Annotated in this window: 18 protein-coding genes; 12 read left to right on the forward strand and 6 right to left on the reverse strand. The window is 71.3% G+C overall.

Going from position 1 to position 18,546, the window contains the following annotated elements; translation table 11 throughout:
- Positions 1-62: 62 nt before the first annotated feature.
- Positions 63-779, reverse strand: coding sequence for a GntR family transcriptional regulator (locus J4H92_RS12395; RefSeq protein ID WP_208098507.1), 717 nt, complete (start codon positions 777-779; stop codon positions 63-65).
- Positions 780-971: 192 nt separating this feature from the next.
- Here J4H92_RS12395 and J4H92_RS12400 point away from each other — a divergent pair, with 192 nt between their 5' ends.
- Entirely contained in the window at positions 972-1,934 is a 963-nt protein-coding gene (locus tag J4H92_RS12400; RefSeq protein ID WP_208098508.1) for a quinone oxidoreductase family protein, read from the forward strand.
- A 125-nt stretch (positions 1,935-2,059) separates the two neighbouring features.
- On the opposite strand, the gene J4H92_RS12405 is transcribed toward J4H92_RS12400, so the two are convergent.
- The 3 genes from J4H92_RS12405 to J4H92_RS12415 all read right to left on the reverse strand — a co-directional run bounded on the left by J4H92_RS12405 (position 2,060) and on the right by J4H92_RS12415 (position 5,912).
- Complete coding sequence (locus J4H92_RS12405; RefSeq protein ID WP_208098509.1) at positions 2,060-2,827, reverse strand: nitroreductase family protein; 768 nt, start codon at positions 2,825-2,827, stop codon at positions 2,060-2,062.
- Between the two features lie 179 nt (positions 2,828-3,006).
- Positions 3,007-4,647: an amidohydrolase gene (locus J4H92_RS12410; RefSeq protein ID WP_208098510.1), complete on the reverse strand. Its 1,641-nt coding sequence runs from the start codon at positions 4,645-4,647 to the stop codon at positions 3,007-3,009.
- Positions 4,644-5,912 carry an MFS transporter gene (locus tag J4H92_RS12415; protein ID WP_243752328.1) on the reverse strand — a complete coding sequence of 423 codons (1,269 nt, stop codon included), beginning with the start codon at positions 5,910-5,912 and terminating at the stop codon, positions 4,644-4,646. Before J4H92_RS12415 ends, J4H92_RS12410 begins: the two co-directional genes overlap by 4 nt.
- Before the next feature lie 102 nt (positions 5,913-6,014).
- On the opposite strand from J4H92_RS12415, the gene J4H92_RS12420 reads away from it, so the two are divergent.
- The 9 genes from J4H92_RS12420 to J4H92_RS12460 all read left to right on the forward strand — a co-directional run bounded on the left by J4H92_RS12420 (position 6,015) and on the right by J4H92_RS12460 (position 13,730).
- Positions 6,015-6,653, forward strand: a complete 639-nt coding sequence (locus J4H92_RS12420) for a TetR/AcrR family transcriptional regulator C-terminal domain-containing protein (protein WP_208098511.1) — start codon at positions 6,015-6,017, stop codon at positions 6,651-6,653.
- A gap of 69 nt (positions 6,654-6,722) precedes the next feature.
- Complete coding sequence (locus J4H92_RS12425; RefSeq protein WP_208098512.1) at positions 6,723-8,105, forward strand: glycine--tRNA ligase; 1,383 nt, start codon at positions 6,723-6,725, stop codon at positions 8,103-8,105.
- Between the two features lie 462 nt (positions 8,106-8,567).
- Positions 8,568-9,692, forward strand: a complete 1,125-nt coding sequence (locus J4H92_RS12430) for a CPBP family intramembrane glutamic endopeptidase (protein ID WP_208098513.1) — start codon at positions 8,568-8,570, stop codon at positions 9,690-9,692.
- Positions 9,689-11,011, forward strand: a complete 1,323-nt coding sequence (locus tag J4H92_RS12435; RefSeq protein ID WP_208098514.1) for a hypothetical protein — start codon at positions 9,689-9,691, stop codon at positions 11,009-11,011. Before J4H92_RS12430 ends, J4H92_RS12435 begins: the two co-directional genes overlap by 4 nt.
- 124 nt (positions 11,012-11,135) lie before the next feature.
- Positions 11,136-11,453 (forward strand): YtxH domain-containing protein, encoded by a 318-nt coding sequence (locus J4H92_RS15455; RefSeq protein WP_243752329.1) that lies wholly within the window; start codon positions 11,136-11,138, stop codon positions 11,451-11,453.
- Positions 11,450-11,908 carry a phage holin family protein gene (locus J4H92_RS12445; RefSeq protein ID WP_208098515.1) on the forward strand — a complete coding sequence of 153 codons (459 nt, stop codon included), beginning with the start codon at positions 11,450-11,452 and terminating at the stop codon, positions 11,906-11,908. The genes J4H92_RS15455 and J4H92_RS12445 overlap by 4 nt, the downstream gene beginning before the upstream one ends.
- Positions 11,905-12,162, forward strand: coding sequence for a hypothetical protein (locus J4H92_RS12450; protein WP_208098516.1), 258 nt, complete (start codon positions 11,905-11,907; stop codon positions 12,160-12,162). The genes J4H92_RS12445 and J4H92_RS12450 overlap by 4 nt, the downstream gene beginning before the upstream one ends.
- A 291-nt stretch (positions 12,163-12,453) precedes the next feature.
- A complete protein-coding gene (locus J4H92_RS12455) occupies positions 12,454-13,167 on the forward strand; it encodes a uroporphyrinogen-III synthase (RefSeq protein ID WP_341783095.1) in 714 nt (237 codons plus the stop codon).
- Between the two features lie 131 nt (positions 13,168-13,298).
- Positions 13,299-13,730: a hypothetical protein gene (locus J4H92_RS12460; RefSeq protein ID WP_208098518.1), complete on the forward strand. Its 432-nt coding sequence runs from the start codon at positions 13,299-13,301 to the stop codon at positions 13,728-13,730.
- On the opposite strand, the gene J4H92_RS12465 is transcribed toward J4H92_RS12460, so the two are convergent.
- Positions 13,714-14,418 (reverse strand): TetR/AcrR family transcriptional regulator, encoded by a 705-nt coding sequence (locus J4H92_RS12465; protein WP_208098519.1) that lies wholly within the window; start codon positions 14,416-14,418, stop codon positions 13,714-13,716. The genes J4H92_RS12460 and J4H92_RS12465 overlap by 17 nt on opposite strands.
- Positions 14,419-14,496: 78 nt before the next feature.
- Between J4H92_RS12465 and J4H92_RS12470 the strand changes: the two genes are divergently transcribed.
- Both J4H92_RS12470 and J4H92_RS12475 read left to right on the forward strand, forming a co-directional pair.
- The gene (locus J4H92_RS12470; RefSeq protein ID WP_243752330.1) at positions 14,497-16,197 is read left to right on the forward strand and encodes an amidohydrolase; all 1,701 of its coding nucleotides are present in this window, start codon (positions 14,497-14,499) and stop codon (positions 16,195-16,197) included.
- A gap of 4 nt (positions 16,198-16,201) precedes the next feature.
- Positions 16,202-17,578: a TRAP transporter large permease subunit gene (locus J4H92_RS12475; RefSeq protein WP_208098520.1), complete on the forward strand. Its 1,377-nt coding sequence runs from the start codon at positions 16,202-16,204 to the stop codon at positions 17,576-17,578.
- Between the two features lie 15 nt (positions 17,579-17,593).
- Here the strand turns inward: J4H92_RS12475 and J4H92_RS12480 are convergent, their stop codons facing one another.
- Entirely contained in the window at positions 17,594-18,538 is a 945-nt protein-coding gene (locus J4H92_RS12480; protein ID WP_208098521.1) for an AEC family transporter, read from the reverse strand.
- Positions 18,539-18,546 lie beyond the last annotated feature (8 nt).

The following is an 18,546-nucleotide window of genomic DNA, read 5'->3' on the forward strand; positions in this document are numbered from 1 at the left end:
GAGGCCACGGGTCCCCCGCGCCTCCGATCGAGCGAGGGAACCCGCGTGCGGGACTCAGCGCGTCACCCGGCGCCCGGGCCCGGATCGCCCGGAGGATCCTCGTTCGCGGTCGCCCTGCCCCGCGCTGTCCTCGCATGGCCGATATGCGTGCGGAGCAAGCGCTCGGCGCCGTCGCCGTCGCCGGCGCGCAGCAGCTCCAGCAGTTCGTGATGCTCCCGCGCCGAGGCCGCAAGCCGTCCCCTCTGCGCCAGGAGAGCGATTCCGTAGAGCCTGGTGCGCACGCGCAGAGAGGTGGCCAGCTCCACGAGCTGCGGGTTGCCGGTGCCGGCGAGGACCAGCGCGTGGAACTCCCGGTCATGGCGCGAGTAGTCGCCCAGATCCTCGCGCTCGGCTGCGCCGAGGCAGGCGTCCGCGAGTCGCAGCAGCTCGGTGTGCGTCTCGTCGTCGATGTTGCCCGCGGCCAGCCGCATCGCCGGGGGTTCGAGCAGGAGGCGCACCTGCGCCAGGTCGTCGAGCTCCTTCTCGCTCTTGCGGGTGACGCGGAATCCCTTGTTCTTGACCGTCTCGACGAGGCCCTCGCGGGCGAGGTCCATCATCGCCTCGCGCACGGGAGTCGCCGAGACGCCGAGCGCCCGACCCAGGCCCGGCGCGGAGACGAGCGTTCCCTCGGACAGCTCCCCGGTGACGATCGCGGTGCGCAGCTGCTCCAGCACCGTCTCGCGCAGCTTGAACGGCCGCCTCGGCGATGAGGGTGCGGCGGGGGGTTCGGTCGACGGCATGGGAGTTCCTTGGCTCTGGCGGCCGATCCGTGATCCCTCGCCCGATCCGTCGAGCTGGAGCGCACTGCGGACGCGCACGCCCCATCATCCCACGACCCCCTGGGGCCGGTACAGTGCGCAGGATCGAATCCGCGCCCATCCGTCGCGAGGTGGGAGGATGGTGGTGCGGTGCAACCCGAGAATGGAGACGAGATGCGTGCGATCGTTGTGGAGCGGGCCGGCGGCCCCGAGGTGCTCGAGCTGCGGGAGGCGGAGGCTCCGCGGCCCGGCCCCGGCGAGCTGCTGGTCGAGACGGCCGCGACCGGGGTGAACTTCATCGAGATCTATCGCCGGAGCGGCGTGTACCCCGTCGACTTCCCGGACATCCCGGGGAGCGAGGCGTCCGGAACGGTCGTGGCCGTGGGCGACGGCGTCGCGGGCTTCGCCGCGGGCGACCGGGTGGCGACGTCGGCGGGCACCGGCACCTACGCCGAGCACTTCGCGGTCGCGGCCGAGCAGGCCGCGCTCGTGCCGGACGGCATCGACCTCCGAACCGCCGCGGCGCTGCCTCTGCAGGGGGCCACCGCGCACTATCTGGCCGCCTCCGCGTCCCGACCCGAGGCCGGCGACACGGTGCTCGTGCACGCGGGAGCGGGCGGGGTCGGGCTGCTGCTCACCCAGTTGCTGACGGCCCGGGGCGTGCGCGTCATCAGCACCGCCTCGAGCGACGCGAAGCGCGAGCTCAGCCTCGCCGCGGGCGCGGAGCACGCCATCGGCTACGAGGGCTTCGCCGATCGCGCGCGCGAGCTGACCGGCGGGGAGGGCGTCGCAGTCGTCTACGACGGCGTCGGCGAGAGCACCTTCGACGGCTCGCTGAGTGCGCTGCGCGTGCGCGGCGGGCTCGTGCTGTTCGGCGGGGCGAGCGGCCAGGTGCCGCCCTTCGACCTGCAGCGGCTCAACGCCGGAGGCTCGCTCTCGGTCACCCGCCCCTCGCTCGGCGACTTCATGCGGACCGTCGAGGAGCGGGCGTGGCGCTACCGCGAACTCTTCGCCGCCGTGCTCGACGGCACGCTGGAGCTCCGGATCGGCGCGCGGTTCCCCCTCGCCGAGGCCGCCGAGGCGCATCGCGCGCTCGCGAGCCGCGGCACCACCGGCAAGCTGCTGCTCGAACCCTGACCCGTTTCCCCGCCCCGTGCCCACGGTGACGCGACTCGGGGACGTGGAGGTCGGTTTGCCGGAAGCGGCGACCCGCATTCGCGTCCCCGACTCGCGTGAGGGCGGGCGGAGCGGCAGGGGCCATCCTATTCCGAGTCGAAGCCCTGGGCGCGCAGCGAGGCGCGCATGGCGTGCCTCCCGTGCAGTCCTGCCGCCGAGCCGAGTCGGCTCACGACGGTGCGCGCCCAGCTCCGATCCGGCACGCCCTGCGTCTCGAAGTAGTCGCGGTAGTCCTGCTCGTAGCGCCCGGTCGCCTCGCGCCAGCGCTCCGGATCGTAGACCTCGGCGTGCAGCACGCCGGAGAGCGGCAGCCGCGGCTTGATCCCGGTGCCCTCCTCGGGATCGGGCGTCCCGAGAGCCATTCCCGCGATGGCGAAGGCGTGCCGTGGCAGCCGCAGCTCGGCGCTGACGGCCTCCGGAGCGTTCCGGATCCCGCCGACGAACACGCCGCCGAGCCCGAGCGACTCCGCCGCGAGCAGCGCGTTCTGCGCCGCGATGCCGACGTCGACCGCGCCGAGGAGGGTGTTCTCGATGAGCCCGAGCGTCTCGGGCTCCGCGCCGTGCGCGCGCAGAAGCTCGGCGTTGCGCGCGAGATCAGCCACCCACACCAGGAAGACGGGTGCCCGCTCGACGTAGTCCCGCCCGCCGATCGCCTGCGAGAGGCGCCGCTTGCGCTCCGGGTCGCGGATCGCGATGACCGACCACGCCTGCAGGTTCGAGGAGGTGGACGCTCGCTGCGCGGCCTCGACGATCCGTTCGAGCTGCGCCTCGCCGACCGGGACGTCGAGGAAGCGGCGCACCGAGCGGTGCCGCAGCTGCTGCTCGATCACCGCGGAGTCGATCGGATCGGTCATGACGGGGTCTCTCCTCGTGCTGGTTGTGACGGCGGCGCCGATCTCGAAACGGCGAGGCTCGCGAGGCCGTGCCGGCTCCGAGGCGGCGCTCGCATCGGGTCGGGGCGGGCGTCGATCGTGCGCGATCCAGCCTAGCGCCGTGTCTCCGGCACATGAGCGCGTGGTCGGCTCGCCCACCCTCACGGGGCGTATCGGTAGGCCTCCGCGCCGTCCACGAGGGTCAGCAGCACGCGGGCCTCCAACAACCGGTCCGGGTCGTCGGAGAGCGGATTCGCGTCGAGCGCGAACAGGTTGGCGCGGTACCCGGCCGCGATCCGCCCGTACTCCGCCTCCATGCCCGCGGCCCGGGCGGTGCCCGCCGTCAGCGCGGCGAGCGCGGCTGCGGGGGTGAAGACCCGCTGCGGCTGGTAGGGCTCCCGCGCGCGGTCGAGCGCGGAGCGGGCGGTGATCGCGATGAACAGGTTGGGCGGTGCCTCGTGCGGGGCCGTGGGGGCGTCGGTGCCGAGGGCGAGAGCGACTCCGCGAGCCCGGAACTCGTGCCACGGGAAGCCCCCGAGCGCGCGTTCGTCGCCGAGCACCGCCTGCCAGTTGTCGAGCACGGCCGGGTCGCAGTGCACCGGCTGCATCGACGCCGTCACTCCGAGCGCCGCCATGCGGGCGATCGTGTCGTCCGCGACGTATTCGAGATGCTCGATGCGTGGACGGCGGTTCGCGCGCGGGCCGTTGCGTCTCAGGCAGGCCTCGACCGCGTCGAGCGCGATCGTGCTGGCCTCGTCTCCGATGGCGTGCAGCGCGAGCTGCAGACCGGCCGCGTCCGCTGCGACCGCGACGGGGACCGCGCGCTCCCTCGTCCAGATCGGATCGGGCAGCGCCCCATTGGCGTAGGGCTCGCGCATCGCGGCGGTGCAGGCGTCGATGGTGCCGTCGAGGATGAACTTGACACCGACGATCCCGAGCCACTCGGCGCCGGGCAGCCCGGCGAGCTCGTCCCGCAGCGCCGCGACGCGGTCGATCTGGGCGAGGTCGGCCTCGGGATCGCCCGTGGCGGTGAGCAGCCAGTGGCCGCGGACGGGGAACGGCAGGCGGCCGTCGCGGTCGATCCGCCGCCGCAGGGCGGCGATGTCGGTATCGTTCGTCGACATGTCGGTCGCGCCGGTGACGCCGGTCGCGAGATAGGCGCGGAAGGCGTTGTCGAAGAAGCGATCCCGGTCCTCGTCGCTCGCCGTTCGCGCGAGATAGCCCCAGGCGTAGGCGATCGCCGCCGTCTCGAGGAGGAAACCGGTCGCGTCGCCGTGCTCGTCGCGGACGATCTCCCCGCCCACCGGGTCGGGGGTGTCCCGGTCGATGCCCATGGCGCGCAGCGCGGCCGTGTTCGCCCAGACCGAGTGCAGGTCGTTGGCGTCCAGCAGGACGGGGACGTCGGGCACCGCGGCGTCCAGCAGCGCCGCGGTGGGCCGCTCGCCGTCGGCGAAGATGTCGAAGCGCCAGCTCACGCCGAGCAGGCGGGTGGCCTCGGGATCGGCGCGCCGCGCCTCCGCCAGGCGCTGCTGGACCTCGGCGACGGTCGTGCAGTCGCGCAGCGGAACCTTGTCGAGCGCCTCGCCCAGCATGGCGAGATGGGCGTGGCCCTCGATGATGCCGGGCGCGACGAAAGCGCCGCCCAGGTCGATCTCCTCGGCTTCGGGGCCGGCCGCGGAGCGGACCGGGTCGAGTTCGCCGACGGCGAGGATCCGGCCGTCGCGCACCGCGAACGCCTCGCAGCCGGGGCCTTCGGCGTCGCCCGTGAAGACGGCGGCGTTGCGGTAGAGGCGGGTGGTCATGTCAGGGTCTCCCGTTCCGTCGGCTGGGTGTCCTCCGCGGCCCGCACGAGGGCCCGTTCCGCTCCGACGGAGACGCGAGCGATCGCGATCGTCGGCGCGATGGCGAGCAGGCTCACCGCGCCCATGAGCAGAGCGAACGTCGGCACGCCGAACCACTCGATGAAGACGCCGCCGAGGAGGGGGGCGAAGCTGGAGCCTACCAGGTAGGCGCCGACCAGCGGCCCCGACCAGCGGCCCCGCGCGTCGAGTCCCGCGGCGGTCGCGAGGAACAGCGCGAAGGCGAAGGCGTAGACCGTGTTGACGCCCACGATGAGCGAGGCGAGCAGGACGGGATCCTCCGCGAATCCGATCCACGCCTTGAACAGCCCGCCGAGCACGAGAGCGATCGCCAGCGGCACGGCCCGTCCGATGCGGTGGCCGAGCAGGATCACAAGCAGCATGCCCGCGATGCCTCCGGCCGCCGCGAGGCTGAGCGAGAGGCCGAGGGCCCGTTCCCCGAGGCCGACCGCCTCGCCGAGCACGGGCGCCATCGTCCAGATGGCGTCCTCGCTCGTGCCCCAGATGGGGAACAGGACCAGCAGCGCGATGCCGGCGACGGTGATCCGGCGCGGGGTGGCGATGCTCAGGCTCGTGGTCACCGCGACGGGCTCCGCCTGCTCGGGAGCCTCGGGCAGCCAGTTCGCGAGCACCAGCGCGACGAGGGAGATGAGCGCGAGCGCGCCGAAGACGCTGCCCTGCCCGATGCCGACCAGCGGGATCACCGCCAGGATGATCGTCACGAGCACCCGGTTGACCAGGCCGCTGGTCGCCGACACCCGGTTGGGGTCGCGGAGCGCGGCGATCGCGGCTCCCGACGTCGAGATCGCGGCGCCGACCCCGGCTCCGCCGGCGATCAGACCGGCGACGACCAGCGCGGGAGCCGAGACGAGGCTCGCGGTGCCGAAGGCGAGGACCGCGACGGCGAGGCCGATCAGGGCGAGCCGCCTGCGGGCGCGGCCCGAGGCGAGCCGCGAGGTGCCGAGGCCGACGATCGCGGACGCGAGGAGCGCCCAGGTGAGGATGTTGCCGCTCGCGACCACGTCGAAACCCAGACCGCCGAGGGCGGACATGACGAAGGGGGCGAGGTTCGCGAGGGCCAGGCTGGCGAGGGCGACGAGGAAGGTCGCGCTGCCGTTGCGGAGGTCGAGCGGGGCTCTGGGTTCGGTCGTCTGCTGCTGCGTGCTCATCGGCGGGCCCTTCTCTCCGGCGGCGGTGCCGGTGCTCATAAACCGAAACAGTTTCGGTTTATGAGAACATCGTGCGACGTGTGAGATGATCTGTCAAGCGGCTGCGATGTTCCGCCAGGCGTCGAGCGAGAGGAGCCGGGAGTGGCGAGGCCCCGAACGACCAGGCTCAGCCGCGAGATCATCGGACAGGCGGCCATCGACCTCGTGGAGTCCGGCGGCGAGCTGCAGATCCTGGCTCTCGCCGATCGCCTGGGCGTGAGCGCGTCCTCGCTCTACCACCATGTCGACGGCAGGGACGGGATCGTCCACGCCATGCGCCGGGTGCTGGTGGACCGCTACGTCCGCCCCGCGCCCGAGACCAGCCCCTGGCGGGAGCGGGTGCGCGGAGAGGTCGAGCGCACCTGGCGGATGTACGCCGACCACCCTCGGGTGCTCCAGCTGATGATCACGGTCGTGATCGACGAGCCCGACGTGCTCCGCTTCTACTCGGTGCTCGCCGCCGCGCTCACGGAGGCCGGGCTGCCGGACGACGAGCTCCTCACCACGATCGAGGTCATCGACGCCTTCGCCTTCGGTGCGGCGCTCGACGCGCTGTCTCCGGACGAGATCCTCGACCCCTCCGCCGTCGACGGCGGACTCGTCGACCTCCTCGCCCGCCATCCGCGCGGGCGGGAGCGCAATCGCCAGGTCTTCGAGCGAGGGCTCGACCTGATCCTCCAGGGGATCACCGCCCGCATCGCCGGAGTCGGCTCTGCGGACGAGACCCCGGAAGGCGACTAGACTGGGCAGTCGCGCGGTCTTCGACGGCGCTGCCAAGATCCCCGCTTGCCCCTTGGAGTGAAACAGAACATGGCTGCCCAGTCCCGCCTCGACAAGGTCATCGCCCTCGCCCGCCACCGCGGCTTCGTGTACCAGGCCGGTGAGATCTACGGCGGATCGCGCTCCGCCTGGGACTACGGTCCCCTCGGCACCGCGCTCAAGGAGAACATCAAGCGCCAGTGGTGGAAGGCGATGGTGCAGCGCCGCGACGACGTGGTCGGCATCGACTCGAGCGTGATCCTGCCGAAGCAGGTCTGGGAGGCCTCCGGTCACGTCGAGGTGTTCACCGATCCGCTGGTCGAGTCGACGAAGACCCACAAGCGCTACCGGGCGGATCACCTCTGGGAGCGCTTCGAGGCGAAGCACGGCCGCGAGCCGGAGAGCTGGGACGAGGTGCCGGATCCCGAGACGGGCGAGCGCGGCAACTGGACCGAGCCGCGCGCCTTCTCCGGCCTGCTCAAGACCTTCCTGGGCCCCGTCGACGACGAGGCCGGACTGCACTACCTGCGCCCCGAGACCGCGCAGGGCATCTTCGTGAACTTCGCGAACGTGCTGCAGTCGGCCCGCGCGAAGCCGCCTTTCGGCATCGCCCAGATCGGCAAGAGCTTCCGCAACGAGATCACTCCGGGCAACTTCATCTTCCGCACCCGCGAGTTCGAGCAGATGGAGATGGAGTTCTTCGTCGAGCCCGGCACGGACGAGGAGTGGCAGGAGTACTGGATGAACGAGCGGATGGCCTGGTACACCGGCCTCGGCATCGATCCCGAGAACCTGCGCTTCTACGAGCACCCGCAGGAGAAGCTCTCGCACTACTCGAAGCGCACCGCCGACATCGAGTACCGCTTCGGCTTCACCGGAGGCGAGTGGGGCGAGCTGGAGGGCATCGCGAACCGCACCGACTTCGATCTCTCGACCCACTCGAAGCACTCCGGCAAGGATCTCAGCTTCTTCGACCAGGCCAAGGACGAGCGCTACGTCCCCTACGTGATCGAACCCGCCGCGGGTCTCACCCGCTCGCTGATGGCCTTCCTGGTCGACGCCTACCGCGAGGAGGAGGTGCCGAACGCCAAGGGCGGCACCGACACCCGCACGGTGCTCGGGCTCGACTCGCGCCTCGCGCCGATCAAGGCCGCGGTGCTGCCGCTCAGCCGGAACGAGCGGCTGTCGCCGCTGGCGCGCGAGATCGCGCAGGATCTGCGCGAGGACTGGAACATCGACTTCGACGACGCCGGCGCCATCGGCCGCCGCTACCGCCGCCAGGACGAGATCGGCACGCCGTTCTGCGTGACGGTCGACTTCGACTCCCTCGACGACGACGCGGTGACCGTGCGCGAGCGCGACTCGATGCAGCAGGAGCGGGTGCCCCGCGCCGAGCTGCGCACCTTCCTGTTCGAACGGCTCCGCGGCGCCTAGGGGAGGTGATCTCTTCCGGTACGGATTCTCGACGCATCGACTTTCGGCAACCGTTCAGCGAGGATCCGATGAGTACGGTCCGTCTGATGTGCGAAGCTCATTCGGACGGTGGAACGACCTTTCTCTGAGGAGAGGGCGCGTGGAGGAGGACGGTCGTCTGGTGGATGCGGCTCAGCGTGCAAGAGATCTTCGTCTTGATGCGGAGGTTGCGCGAAGAGAATTACTCCATCGGCGCCCCGGTTCGATTCGGGGGTGGAGAGGTTGCACTCCCCAGCGACGAATTCGACATCCCAGAAGCATGCCAAGCGGAGCGGGGGTACTTCTTGGTTTCGTCGTGAGAGCGGTCGACGCGAACGCGTATCTCTGAAAAGACGCGGTTTCCGCATCCACGCGACTGAGGCATCGGCAGCGGCGCGTCGGAACGCACAGCGGCGCAGCGGAGAACTTTGAAACAATAGGGTCATGACCTTCGAGCCGCCCCAGGATCCTCAGCAGTCGCCCCGGGCCCCGCAGCCGCAGGCCCCGCCGCCGGTCGATGCCTCCCAGTACGCCGCCCCATCGCAGCCGCAGTGGGCCTGGGCGGCTCCCGCGCCGCAGCCGCAGTGGGAGGAGACCGGGCCGCTCGAGTTCCACCAGGCGCTGCGAGGCGTGGCCCGCTACCGATGGTGGAGGCCGCTGCTCGGGCTGGTGCTCGGCGTGGTCTACTACTTCACGCTGTCCCTCGCATTCACCATCCCGTTCATGCCCTACCTCTTCTCTTCGGGTGCGGTGAGCCTCACGTCGACCGACATCGACAGTTCCGCCATCATCGACACCCAGGAGCCGATCCTCCTCCTGCTGGGCCTCGGATCGGTGGCGCTGATGATCCCGTCGGTGATCCTCGCGATGCTCAGCATCGGGCTGAGGCCGACCGGGCGGGTGTGGTCGGTGGCCCTGCGGATCCGCTGGCGCTGGATCTGGCGCACCCTGCTGCCCGCGATCGTCACGCTGATCGTGATGAACGCCGTCGGCATCGCCTTGGAGTTCGCGTTCGGCTCCGACACGGCGGAGGCCATCAGCGGGGACACGCCCGAGATCGACACCCGGGCGGCGCTGTGGTCGCTGCTGATCGTGCTGCTCCTGGTTCCGTTGCAGGCGACGGGCGAGGAGGTCGTCTTCCGCGGAGCGTTCATGCAGGCGATCGGCGGCTGGCTGGGTGCTGTGCGGGGATCCTCCGCGTTCGCGGTGTTCCTGCGCGGACCGTGGCTGCCGATCCTGATCCCGTCGGTCGCCTTCGGCTTCTCCCACATCTACGACATCTGGGGCTGGCTCGCCGTCGTCGCCATGGCGGTGGCCATGGGCTGGCTGACCTGGCGCACCGGCGGGCTCGAGGCGGCCATCACCCTGCACGTGATGAACAATCTGGTCGCCTTCGCCTATCTCGCGAGCGGCATCAGCGGCGAGACCGCGCAGACCGAGAGCAGTGGCGGGCTCGGATCCCTGATCGGCACGGCGAGCGGTCTGGTGCTCTACTCCTGGTGGGTGAATCGCGATTTCACGCGCCGCGACGGGCGCCGCACCCGCACCGATCTGGTCGAGGTGCGATGACGGCGGCACCCGGCAGGATCGACGCACTGGTCACCGGACGCGGTCTGCCCGCGCTCCTCTCCGCGCTCGACCTGGCGGAGGTGGGGCTCCGCGTGGTGGTGTCGGGTGGCGCGTCCGAGACGCTCGCGAGCCCGGAGCGCGATCCGGAGGGCCTGATCGCGGCGCTCCTGCTCGAGCGCATCGCCGCCCCGATCGAGGGCGCCGGGTCGGGGCCCGATGCCGCGCTGCTCCCGAGAAGAACGACGCCTCCGCCGCCGCACCTCGTCGATCGGGGCGGATCCTGGTCGCCCCAACCCATCCCCGCCGTGCTGGGCGTGCCCGCGGTGCCGCTCGCCGCTGAATCACTGCGGCTGCTCGGCGCCGGCGGCGCCCTCCGAGCGTATCTCGATCGGGTCTCCCCGCTGCTCACCATCGGCAAGACCGCGTCGTTCGGCGAGCTGGTGCGCAAGCGACTCGGCCGCGCGGTGGTCGAACGATCCGTGGCGCCCCTGATCCGGGAGCGGTACGGCGTCCCCGCGGAGGAGGTCGAGGCGGCGATCGCCGCCCCGGGCCTCAACGAGGCGCTCTCGCGCACGGGATCGCTGAGCGCGGCCGCGCTGGCGTATTCGGAGCGGAGCGCCGCCCGGGAAGCCCGGGTCGAGCCTGCCGGGGGGTGGGCCGGGCTCGCCGAGGCGCTGAGCAGGCGCCTCGAGCTCTACGGAGTCGACTTCCTGGGCGAGCCGCCCCGGTCGGTCGCGCGCGCGGGCACGGCCTGGGCGGTCGAGCTGGGCGACGGGCGACGATTCGAAACCCGCTCGCTCGTGCTCGACCTCGGGCGTGAGCCCGAGGTCGAGGCCGCGTTCGGGCTGGCCGCGGAACTGCTGCCGGACCGCGTCCGCGCGGTCTCCGAGATCGAGATCGACGTGTCGCCCGCCGGTGTGGGGGGCCTGCCGCCGGCGGCCGTCGGGGTCCGGGTGGTCGATGCGTGCGCGCTGCGCATCGACCTCGACGCCGGGCGCGCCGTGCTGTCGGGGCCGGCGACGCCGCGCTCGGAGTGCCGGCGGATCGATCCGACCGTGGCCGCGAAGGCGCTCGAGGCGTCGGGAATCGCGCCGGTCGCGGGAGCCGAGTGGCGATCGGAGGGATTCCGGGCGGCGCCGTACGCGACGGTCCGCGAACGAGACGCGGCCGCCGACCGACTGATTCGAGCGTCGATCGACGATCCCGAGCTCCTGCCGGTCGGCCGTCTGCTCCACGGCGACGATCTCGGGGCCGCGATCGCCTCGGCTCACGAGCGCACCGTCGCCCTGCGCAGGGAGCTGCTCGGGCTGGGCGGCTGACGATGGCCCGCGACGGGATCGGGAGTATATTTCGAGATCGGAATGTATCTCTCCCAGCCTGCGAGGGTAGGCTTGTTCCCGTGACCGTGACCGCCGACATTGCGTGTGTGGAGGAGCAGGGACGATGAAGGGCAAACTGGCGTTCGTGCTCGGCGCGGCCGTGGGCTATGTGCTCGGCAGCCGAGCCGGCCGCGAGCGATACGAGCAGATCAAGCGCGGCGCGCGGCAGGTGTGGCGGAGCGATACCGTCCAGCGCGGCGTCGGCGTCGTGCGCGAGGCGGTCGATGAGCGGGCCGAGGGCGTGAAGGCGTTCGCCTCACGGGTGGCCGGCGACGTGTTCAGCGATCTCGCGAAGAAGAACCGCTCCGGCGGAGAGGGCGAGGCCGCACCGGGACGAGGCGCGAAGGATCGTGCCGAGAACGGGAAGAAGTCGGGATCATGAGTCGGCGCGGCGACCAGGCGGGCACGTTCGAACTGCTGGTGAAGCTGCCCGGTCAACTCGTCGCGCTGGCGAAGGCCGAGTTCGAGAACGCGAAGCGCGAGATCACCGCGAAGGTCAAGCGGGGAGGGATCGGACTTCTCTCGATCGTCGTGGCGCTCTTCTTCCTGTTCTTCGCGATCGGATCGCTCGTCGCGGCCGCGATCGCCGGGATCGCGGTGGTGTGGCCGGTGTGGCTCTCGGCCCTCGTCGTGGGCATCGGCCTCATCCTGCTCGCCGCGGCGGCGATCCTGGCCGGCGTGGCGCTGATCAAGCGCGGCATCCCGGTCCCCGAGCAGACGATCGAGCGCGTCGAGGACGATCTCGATGCTCTCGGCGACGTGCGGTTCAACGCTTCGGCGCACGCGCAGGGAGGCCGGCGGATGCCGCAGGCCGATGGGAAGGGGAACTGGCGATGAGCACTCGGCCGAACGATCCGGGGGTGCGGGAGGCGGAACGCGCCCGGGCCGAGCTCTACGACACACTCGGCAAGCTGAGGGATCGCCTGGACTATGCGCAGCGCATCGACGATGCGCTGGAGCGCACGGGCCGCCGCATCGCCGAGGAGCGCCGCAGGAACCCCCTCGGATTCGCCGCGGCGTCCGTCGCGGCGGCGGCTGCGACCGGGCTCGCCGTCTGGGGAATCGCGCGTGCGGTGATGCGTCGCGGCTGAGTCTCGTGACGCTTCTCCGGAGGGCGTGCGGGTACCGTCCCGCGCATCACGTTTTCATTGCGTTCTGCGCTGCGAACGCCCGGGTTTTGCGTTGCGGCGGCGGCGGGGCGAGAATAGGGGCTGGTGGAAGCAGATCGCTTCGGAGGCCGGGCTCGAGTCCACGGATGACGCGAGCCGAGGATCGCGCCTTCGTCATGCCGACCAGGGTGAGTGGAGTCTATGACGGCTGAAGCAAAGCCTCTCAGCGAACTTCGGGTCCTCGTTCCTCGTGGGGGGACCTGGGGGAATCTCGTGGCCACCGCACTGCGCGAGCAGGGCGCGCACACCGTCATCGCGCCGCTGGTCGACTTCGCGCCGACCAGCGAGGAGGAACGGCTGATCGAGGTGCTGAAGCTGCTCGAGAGCGGGCACTACGACTGGATGACCGCCACGAGCGCCACCGTGGTCGATGTGCTCGCGCACCACAATGCGGTGATCCATCCCAACACGAGGGTCGCCGCCGTCGGCGAGGCGACGATCCAGGCGTTCTCGGACGCCGGCTACCAGGTGAGCCGGACTCCGAGCGACGAGAACCACACGACGGCCGGGCTGCTCGAGGTGTGGCCCGAGATCGACACGGGCGAGGTGCTCCGGGTCCTCACCCTGCGCAGCGACGTGGCCAAGCCGGTGCTCACCTCCGGGCTCATCGACCGCGGGCACGACGTGACGCAGGTGGTGGCCTTCCGCACGATCGGCGTACCGGCCTCGGCCCATATCCGGGAAGACGTCGAATCGGGCCGGATCAACGCGCTTCTCGTCGCCTCCGCGCGCATCGGCCGCGAGGTCGCGGCGCAGTTCCCGAAGCTGCCCCCTGAGACGATCGTGGCCTGCGTCGGGCCGCACACGCACATGGAGGCGGTCGCCGCGGGGCTCAGGCACAGCCCCTCCCATCAGAACAGCGCCGCGAAGCGCGCGCTCATCGAGACCGTCGAGTCGGCGATCGACCAGAGCGACATGCTCGACTGAGCAGGATCCGGGCGGCGCCTCGCGCGGATGCCGCGCCGGCCGGGCCGCGGTTTACTGCGGCACCATAACGATTCGCGGTTTCGAGTCGTTCGTATGCCGTGTCGGGGGCGCAGGTGGGGCACACTTGAAGTGTGGCGAGAATCGAGGTGTATCCCCTGCGGGTGGTGATCCGCCTCAACGCTGCCGAAAAGACGCTCGCGATGCGCCGCAAGGACGTCGTGCTCGAGCGCGACATGATCTCTTCGGCCGTGATCACCGACGACCCGTGGGTCTGGCTGCGCGGTGTGCGGTCGCCCGGCGCGCACGTACCCGGTCGCATCGCGATCGGCACCTGGAGAGCCCTCGGCGGACGCGATTTCGCCGTGATCCGGAGCGGACGTCCGGCGGTGGTCATCGACCTCCAGGAGGCCGGCGACGCCGAGGACGGGGCGGCTGACCGCGGGGGGTACGACGCTTTCGCCAGGGTGATCGTGTCGACACGGCACGCCGCCGAGCTCATCGCCGCACTCCGCATCGAGGAGCCCGAAGCCGGCGGCGCTGCGGTGTTCAGCGCGGTGGACTGATCCGCCCGCCCGCCCGGCGCGTCTCCCGTTGGCCGGCCGAGCGCAGCCCGTCGACGAGCGCCGCGAGACCGAACTCGAAGACGGCGCGGGCCATGGGCACTCCGGACTCCTCGGCCGACTCGCGCGCCAGGCGCTCGGCCCGCAGCAGCTTCGGGGCCAGATCCGGAGCCTTGCTCGGGCTCATGTTGTCATCGGGAGCGATGGCGTCGAGCGCCGAGCCGATGATGAAGGACTCGATCGAGACGAGCGCCGGCACGATGCGTCGTTCCGGGTAGCCGTCGCGTCGGAACGCCGCGACGATGCGCTCGTACTCGTCGATGGACTCGGGCTCGCTGTCGATCGGCAGGGTCGCGAGGGCGGCGACGATGCCCGGATGCTGCCCGAGCGCGTCGAGATAGTCGCGGGCCCACGGGAGCACCGCCTCGTGCCAGGGGGCGAGGTCGAACGGACTCGAGTCGATGCGACGCCCGAGCGCTCCCCGCATGCCCGCGATGATGTCGGCCCGGTTCGAGAAGTAGTTGTAGATCGCGGGCGGCTGCACCCCCAGCCTGCGCGCGATGGCCGCGACGCTGAAGTCCCCGCCGCGCTCGTCTGCGAGGGCGAACGCGGTGTCGAGGATGGACTCGCGCGTGAGCAGTGCGCGGCTGGGGCGCCCGGCGCGCCGGCGCCCGGGTCCGGCTGCATCCATTCGCCACTCCTCCCGGGTTCCGGTCCATGCTACTGTCCCGCACTTGCGCATTTTATTTACTGCACGTAAATTACTCCGTTGACGGACGCAACCGCGACGGACGACGACGGAAGGGCCGCGATGACGAGAGCGGAGATCATCATCGAGGGCGCGACGGTGCGCACTCAGCTCCCCGGCGGCGACCCGGAGACGCCCCGCTCCATCGCCGTCGCCGACGGCAGGATCCTGGGGGTCGGCGAGCACGGTGAGATCGCCGAGGCCTTCGCCGGCCCGGCGACGCGCATCGACCGCGCGCGGGGGAGCACGGTGACGCCCGGCCTCATCGACGCCCATCTCCATCCGATCCAGGGGATCGACATCGTGCGGGGAATCGATCTGGGCGGCGTGGGCGAACGGTCCGTCCTGATCGACCGGCTCCGCGCCGAGGCCGGCCGCGTGCGACGGCAGGCCGGCGACGGATGGGTGCGCGCCTGGAACATCGACTACGCCGCATTCGAGGGCGCCCCCATCGCCGCGTCGACCATCGAGGCGGCGCTCGGCGGGCTCCCGGCGCTGCTCCTCTTCTTCGATGTGCACACGGCGCTCGCGAGCGGCGAGGCGCTGCGGCGTGCCGGGATCACCGGTGCCCGGGACTTCGACGACGCCTCGGAGATCGTGGTCGACGCCGACGGGGCGCCGACCGGGGAACTGCGCGAGGAGAGCGCCTGGGAGCCGGTGCTCAGCGCCATCCCGGCGCCGAGCGGCGAGGAGACCCTCGACGCCGCGCACGCGATCCTCTCACGGATGCGCCGCTCCGGTCTCACCGGGGGCACGATCATGGACGGCTCCACGACGACCCTCGACCTGCTCGAGTCGCTCGAGGCTGATGGGCCGGGACTGCCCGTGCGCATCGCGAGCGCGCTGGACGTGCGCCCCTCCGCGGGGGCAGAGGAGCGCGCGGCGATCATCCGGCAGCTGCATCGCGGCGGCCGCAGGTGGCGCGGAGGAGCCATCAAGCTCTATGCGGACGGAGTGATCGACACGGGCACCGCCTGGCTCTACGCCGCCGATACCCGCGGCGACGGACTGCACCCCTTCTGGGCCGACCGCGAGGCCTTCGCGCGGACGGTGCGCGAGTTCACCGCAGCGGGCTTCCAGATCGCCACGCACGCGATCGGAGACCGGGCGGTGGGCGAGACGATCACCGCCTACGAGGCGGTCGGATGCCGCGCGGAGGGGCGGCCCGTGCACCGCATCGAGCACCTGGAGTGCCTCGATCCGCGCGACATCGCGAGGCTCGGGCGCACCGGCGTCACGGCCTCGATGCAGCTGCAGCACATGCAGTGGCGCGACCCCGAGGGACGCGACGCCTGGGCCGAGCGGCTGGGGCCGGAGCGCGCGGCGCGCGGCTGGAGCGCCGGGTCCGTGCTGCGCGCCGGAGCCCCGCTCGCGCTCGGCTCGGACTGGCCGATCGCGGATCTCGACGCCCGCGGGGGACTCGCCTGGGCGGTGCTGCGACGCACTCCCGGAGCGCGCGACGGCTTCGTCTTCGAACCCGAGGAGCGGCTCACGCCGGCTCAGGCGCTGCACGGCTACACGCGCGCGGCCGCGCTCGCCCAGGGCGACGACGATCTCGGCGTGATCCGCGCCGGTGCTCGCGCAGACCTGGCCGTGTGGGCCGAAGACCCGACCCGGGTGACCGGCGACGATCTCGCCGAGCTGCCGGTGCTCGCCACCTACCTCGACGGCGAACGACTCGACCACCCGGATCATCCCGAAGCGACACCCTCAGAAAGGTAATCCCTTGGCTCAGAACACCTGGCTGGCACTGCTGCCGGTCCTCACCGTGCTCGTGGTGTCCGTCTCCACGAAACGCGCCCTGCTCGGCCTCCTCTCGGGCACCGTGGTCGGCGCGATCCTCGTCGGCGGGTGGGGATTCTTCGACACCCTCGTCGGCACCTTCGGCGCCGCGCTGTCGAACGAGACCGTGCACTGGCTCGTGCTCGTCGTGGTGCTCTTCGGCATCCTCATCGCCTACTTCAACATCTCCGGAGCCGTCGGCGATTTCGCGCGCTGGACCGAGCGATTCGTCGACTCCCGGCGCAAATCGCTGCTGCTCACCTGGCTGCTGACGATCGCGCTGTTCATCGACGACTATCTCAACGCCCTCACCGTGGGCACCTCCATGAAGCGGGTGACCGACCGCTACGGGGTGCCGCGCAGTCTGCTCGGAACGGTCGTGAAGATGACCTCCGCCCCGATCGCGGTCATCATCCCCTTCTCGACCTGGGCGGTCTTCTTCTCCGCCCTGCTCGAGCAGGACGGGGTCACCGTGAACGGCTCGGGGTTCGGCGCCTACCTGCAGGGCCTGCCGTTCGTGTTCTTCGGGTGGTTCGCGCTCGCCATCGGCCTGCTGCTCGCGCTCGGCGTGCTGCCGCTCGTCGGGCCGCTGCGCCGAGCCCAGGAGCGGGCCGACCGCACGGGAGACACGCTGCCCGAGGGTCTCTCCGACGAGGAGCGCGCCTTCGAACTCGCCGAGGACGAGGAGACCGGCAGGCGCCCGCTCCCCTTCAACTTCCTCATCCCCATCGTCACGCTCGTCGTCGTGACGATCGTCACCGAGGTCGACATCGTGAAGGGCTCGGCGGCGGCGGTGGCCGTGGCGATCGTGCTCTACCTGGCGCAGCGGCGGATGAGCCTCAAGCAGCTCTTCGACGGGGCATTCGAGGGGGTGACCAGCATGGGGTACGTCATCGTGCTGTTCGCCCTCGCCTTCATGGTGCAGCAGATCAACATCGACCTCCAGCTCGCCGAATGGGTGATCGGGGCGACCGAACCCGTGATGAGCGGTGCACTGCTCCCTGCGGTCGTATTCCTGGTGTGCGGGGTCTACGCCTACGCCACCGGAGCGTTCTGGGATCTCGCGGCGGTCATCACACCGGTCGTGCTGCCGCTCGCGATCGCGATGGGCGTGGATCCGGTGCTCGCCGGCACCGCGGTGTTCTCGGGCGCCGCGCTCGGATCGACCACCTGCCTCTACGGCGACGGGATCATCCTCGCCTCGAAGTCGGTGGGCGTCAAGCCGCTCACGCTCATGACGTCGATCCTGCCCTACGCCGGAGCGGCGGCCGTGCTGAGCCTCATCGCCTATCTCATCGCGGGGTTCGCGATGGCGGGCTGAGCCGGGGATCGGCCGTCAGGCCGCGAGCAGCCAGGCGACGACGGCGATCACCGGCAGCGAGGCGAAGGTGGTGACGAAGACCGTATCGCGCACCTGCGTCTCGGCGCGCCGGTAGGTGGCTGCGTAGGTGTACACGTTCTGCGCGGTCGGCAGCGCCGCGATGGTCGTGGCGACGAACGTCTCGTGGGCCTCGAGACCGACCGCGACGCACAGCGCCCAGGTCAGGGCGGGCATCACCAGCAGCTTGATCGCCGTCGCGACGAGCACCGGGGCGCGCTCGGTGCCGGGCTGAAGCACCCGCTGCCCGCGCAGCGACATCCCGAAGCTCAGCAGCACCATGGGCACGCTCGCGGCGCCGAGCATCTCCAGCGGGCCCAGCAGGATCTCCGGAGCATCCAGGTCGAGCATCGCGAAGCCGAATCCCAGCACCGAGGCGACGATCACCGGATTCTTGGCCGTCCGTCCGAGCGAGCGCAGCGCGGCGCGCCAGGGACCGTGCCCGGACGCCCGGCCGGGGCGGCGGGTCGACTCGAGGATGGTGAGGACGACCGGCGCGTAGATCACGATCTGCACCAGGAGCAGCGGCGCGACATAGGCGGCGTCGCCGAGGATGTAGATCGCCACGGGCAGGCCGAGGTTGTTCGAATTGACGTAGCCGGAGCTGGTGGCGCCCAGCACGGTCGACGAGAGATCTCCGCGGAACCAGAGGCGGGAGGCGACGGTGTAGAGCGCGGCCGCCGTCACCGCGGCGGCGGAGGTCAGCAGGATCACGGGGGAGAGGAGGACTCCGGGCTCGCTCGACTGGAGCACGCTGAAGAGCAGCGCGGGCAGCGCGACGTAGAACGCGACGTTGTTGAGCACCCGTCGCTCCGCGCCCTTGACGACCCCCGCGACGGCGGCCAGGTATCCCGCGCCGATGATGCCGAGGATCACGGCGAAGCCGTGCAGCACACCCAGCATCTGCACGC

This window comes from Leucobacter weissii, from assembly GCF_017565745.1.
Classification (GTDB): Bacteria; Actinomycetota; Actinomycetes; order Actinomycetales; family Microbacteriaceae; genus Leucobacter; species Leucobacter weissii.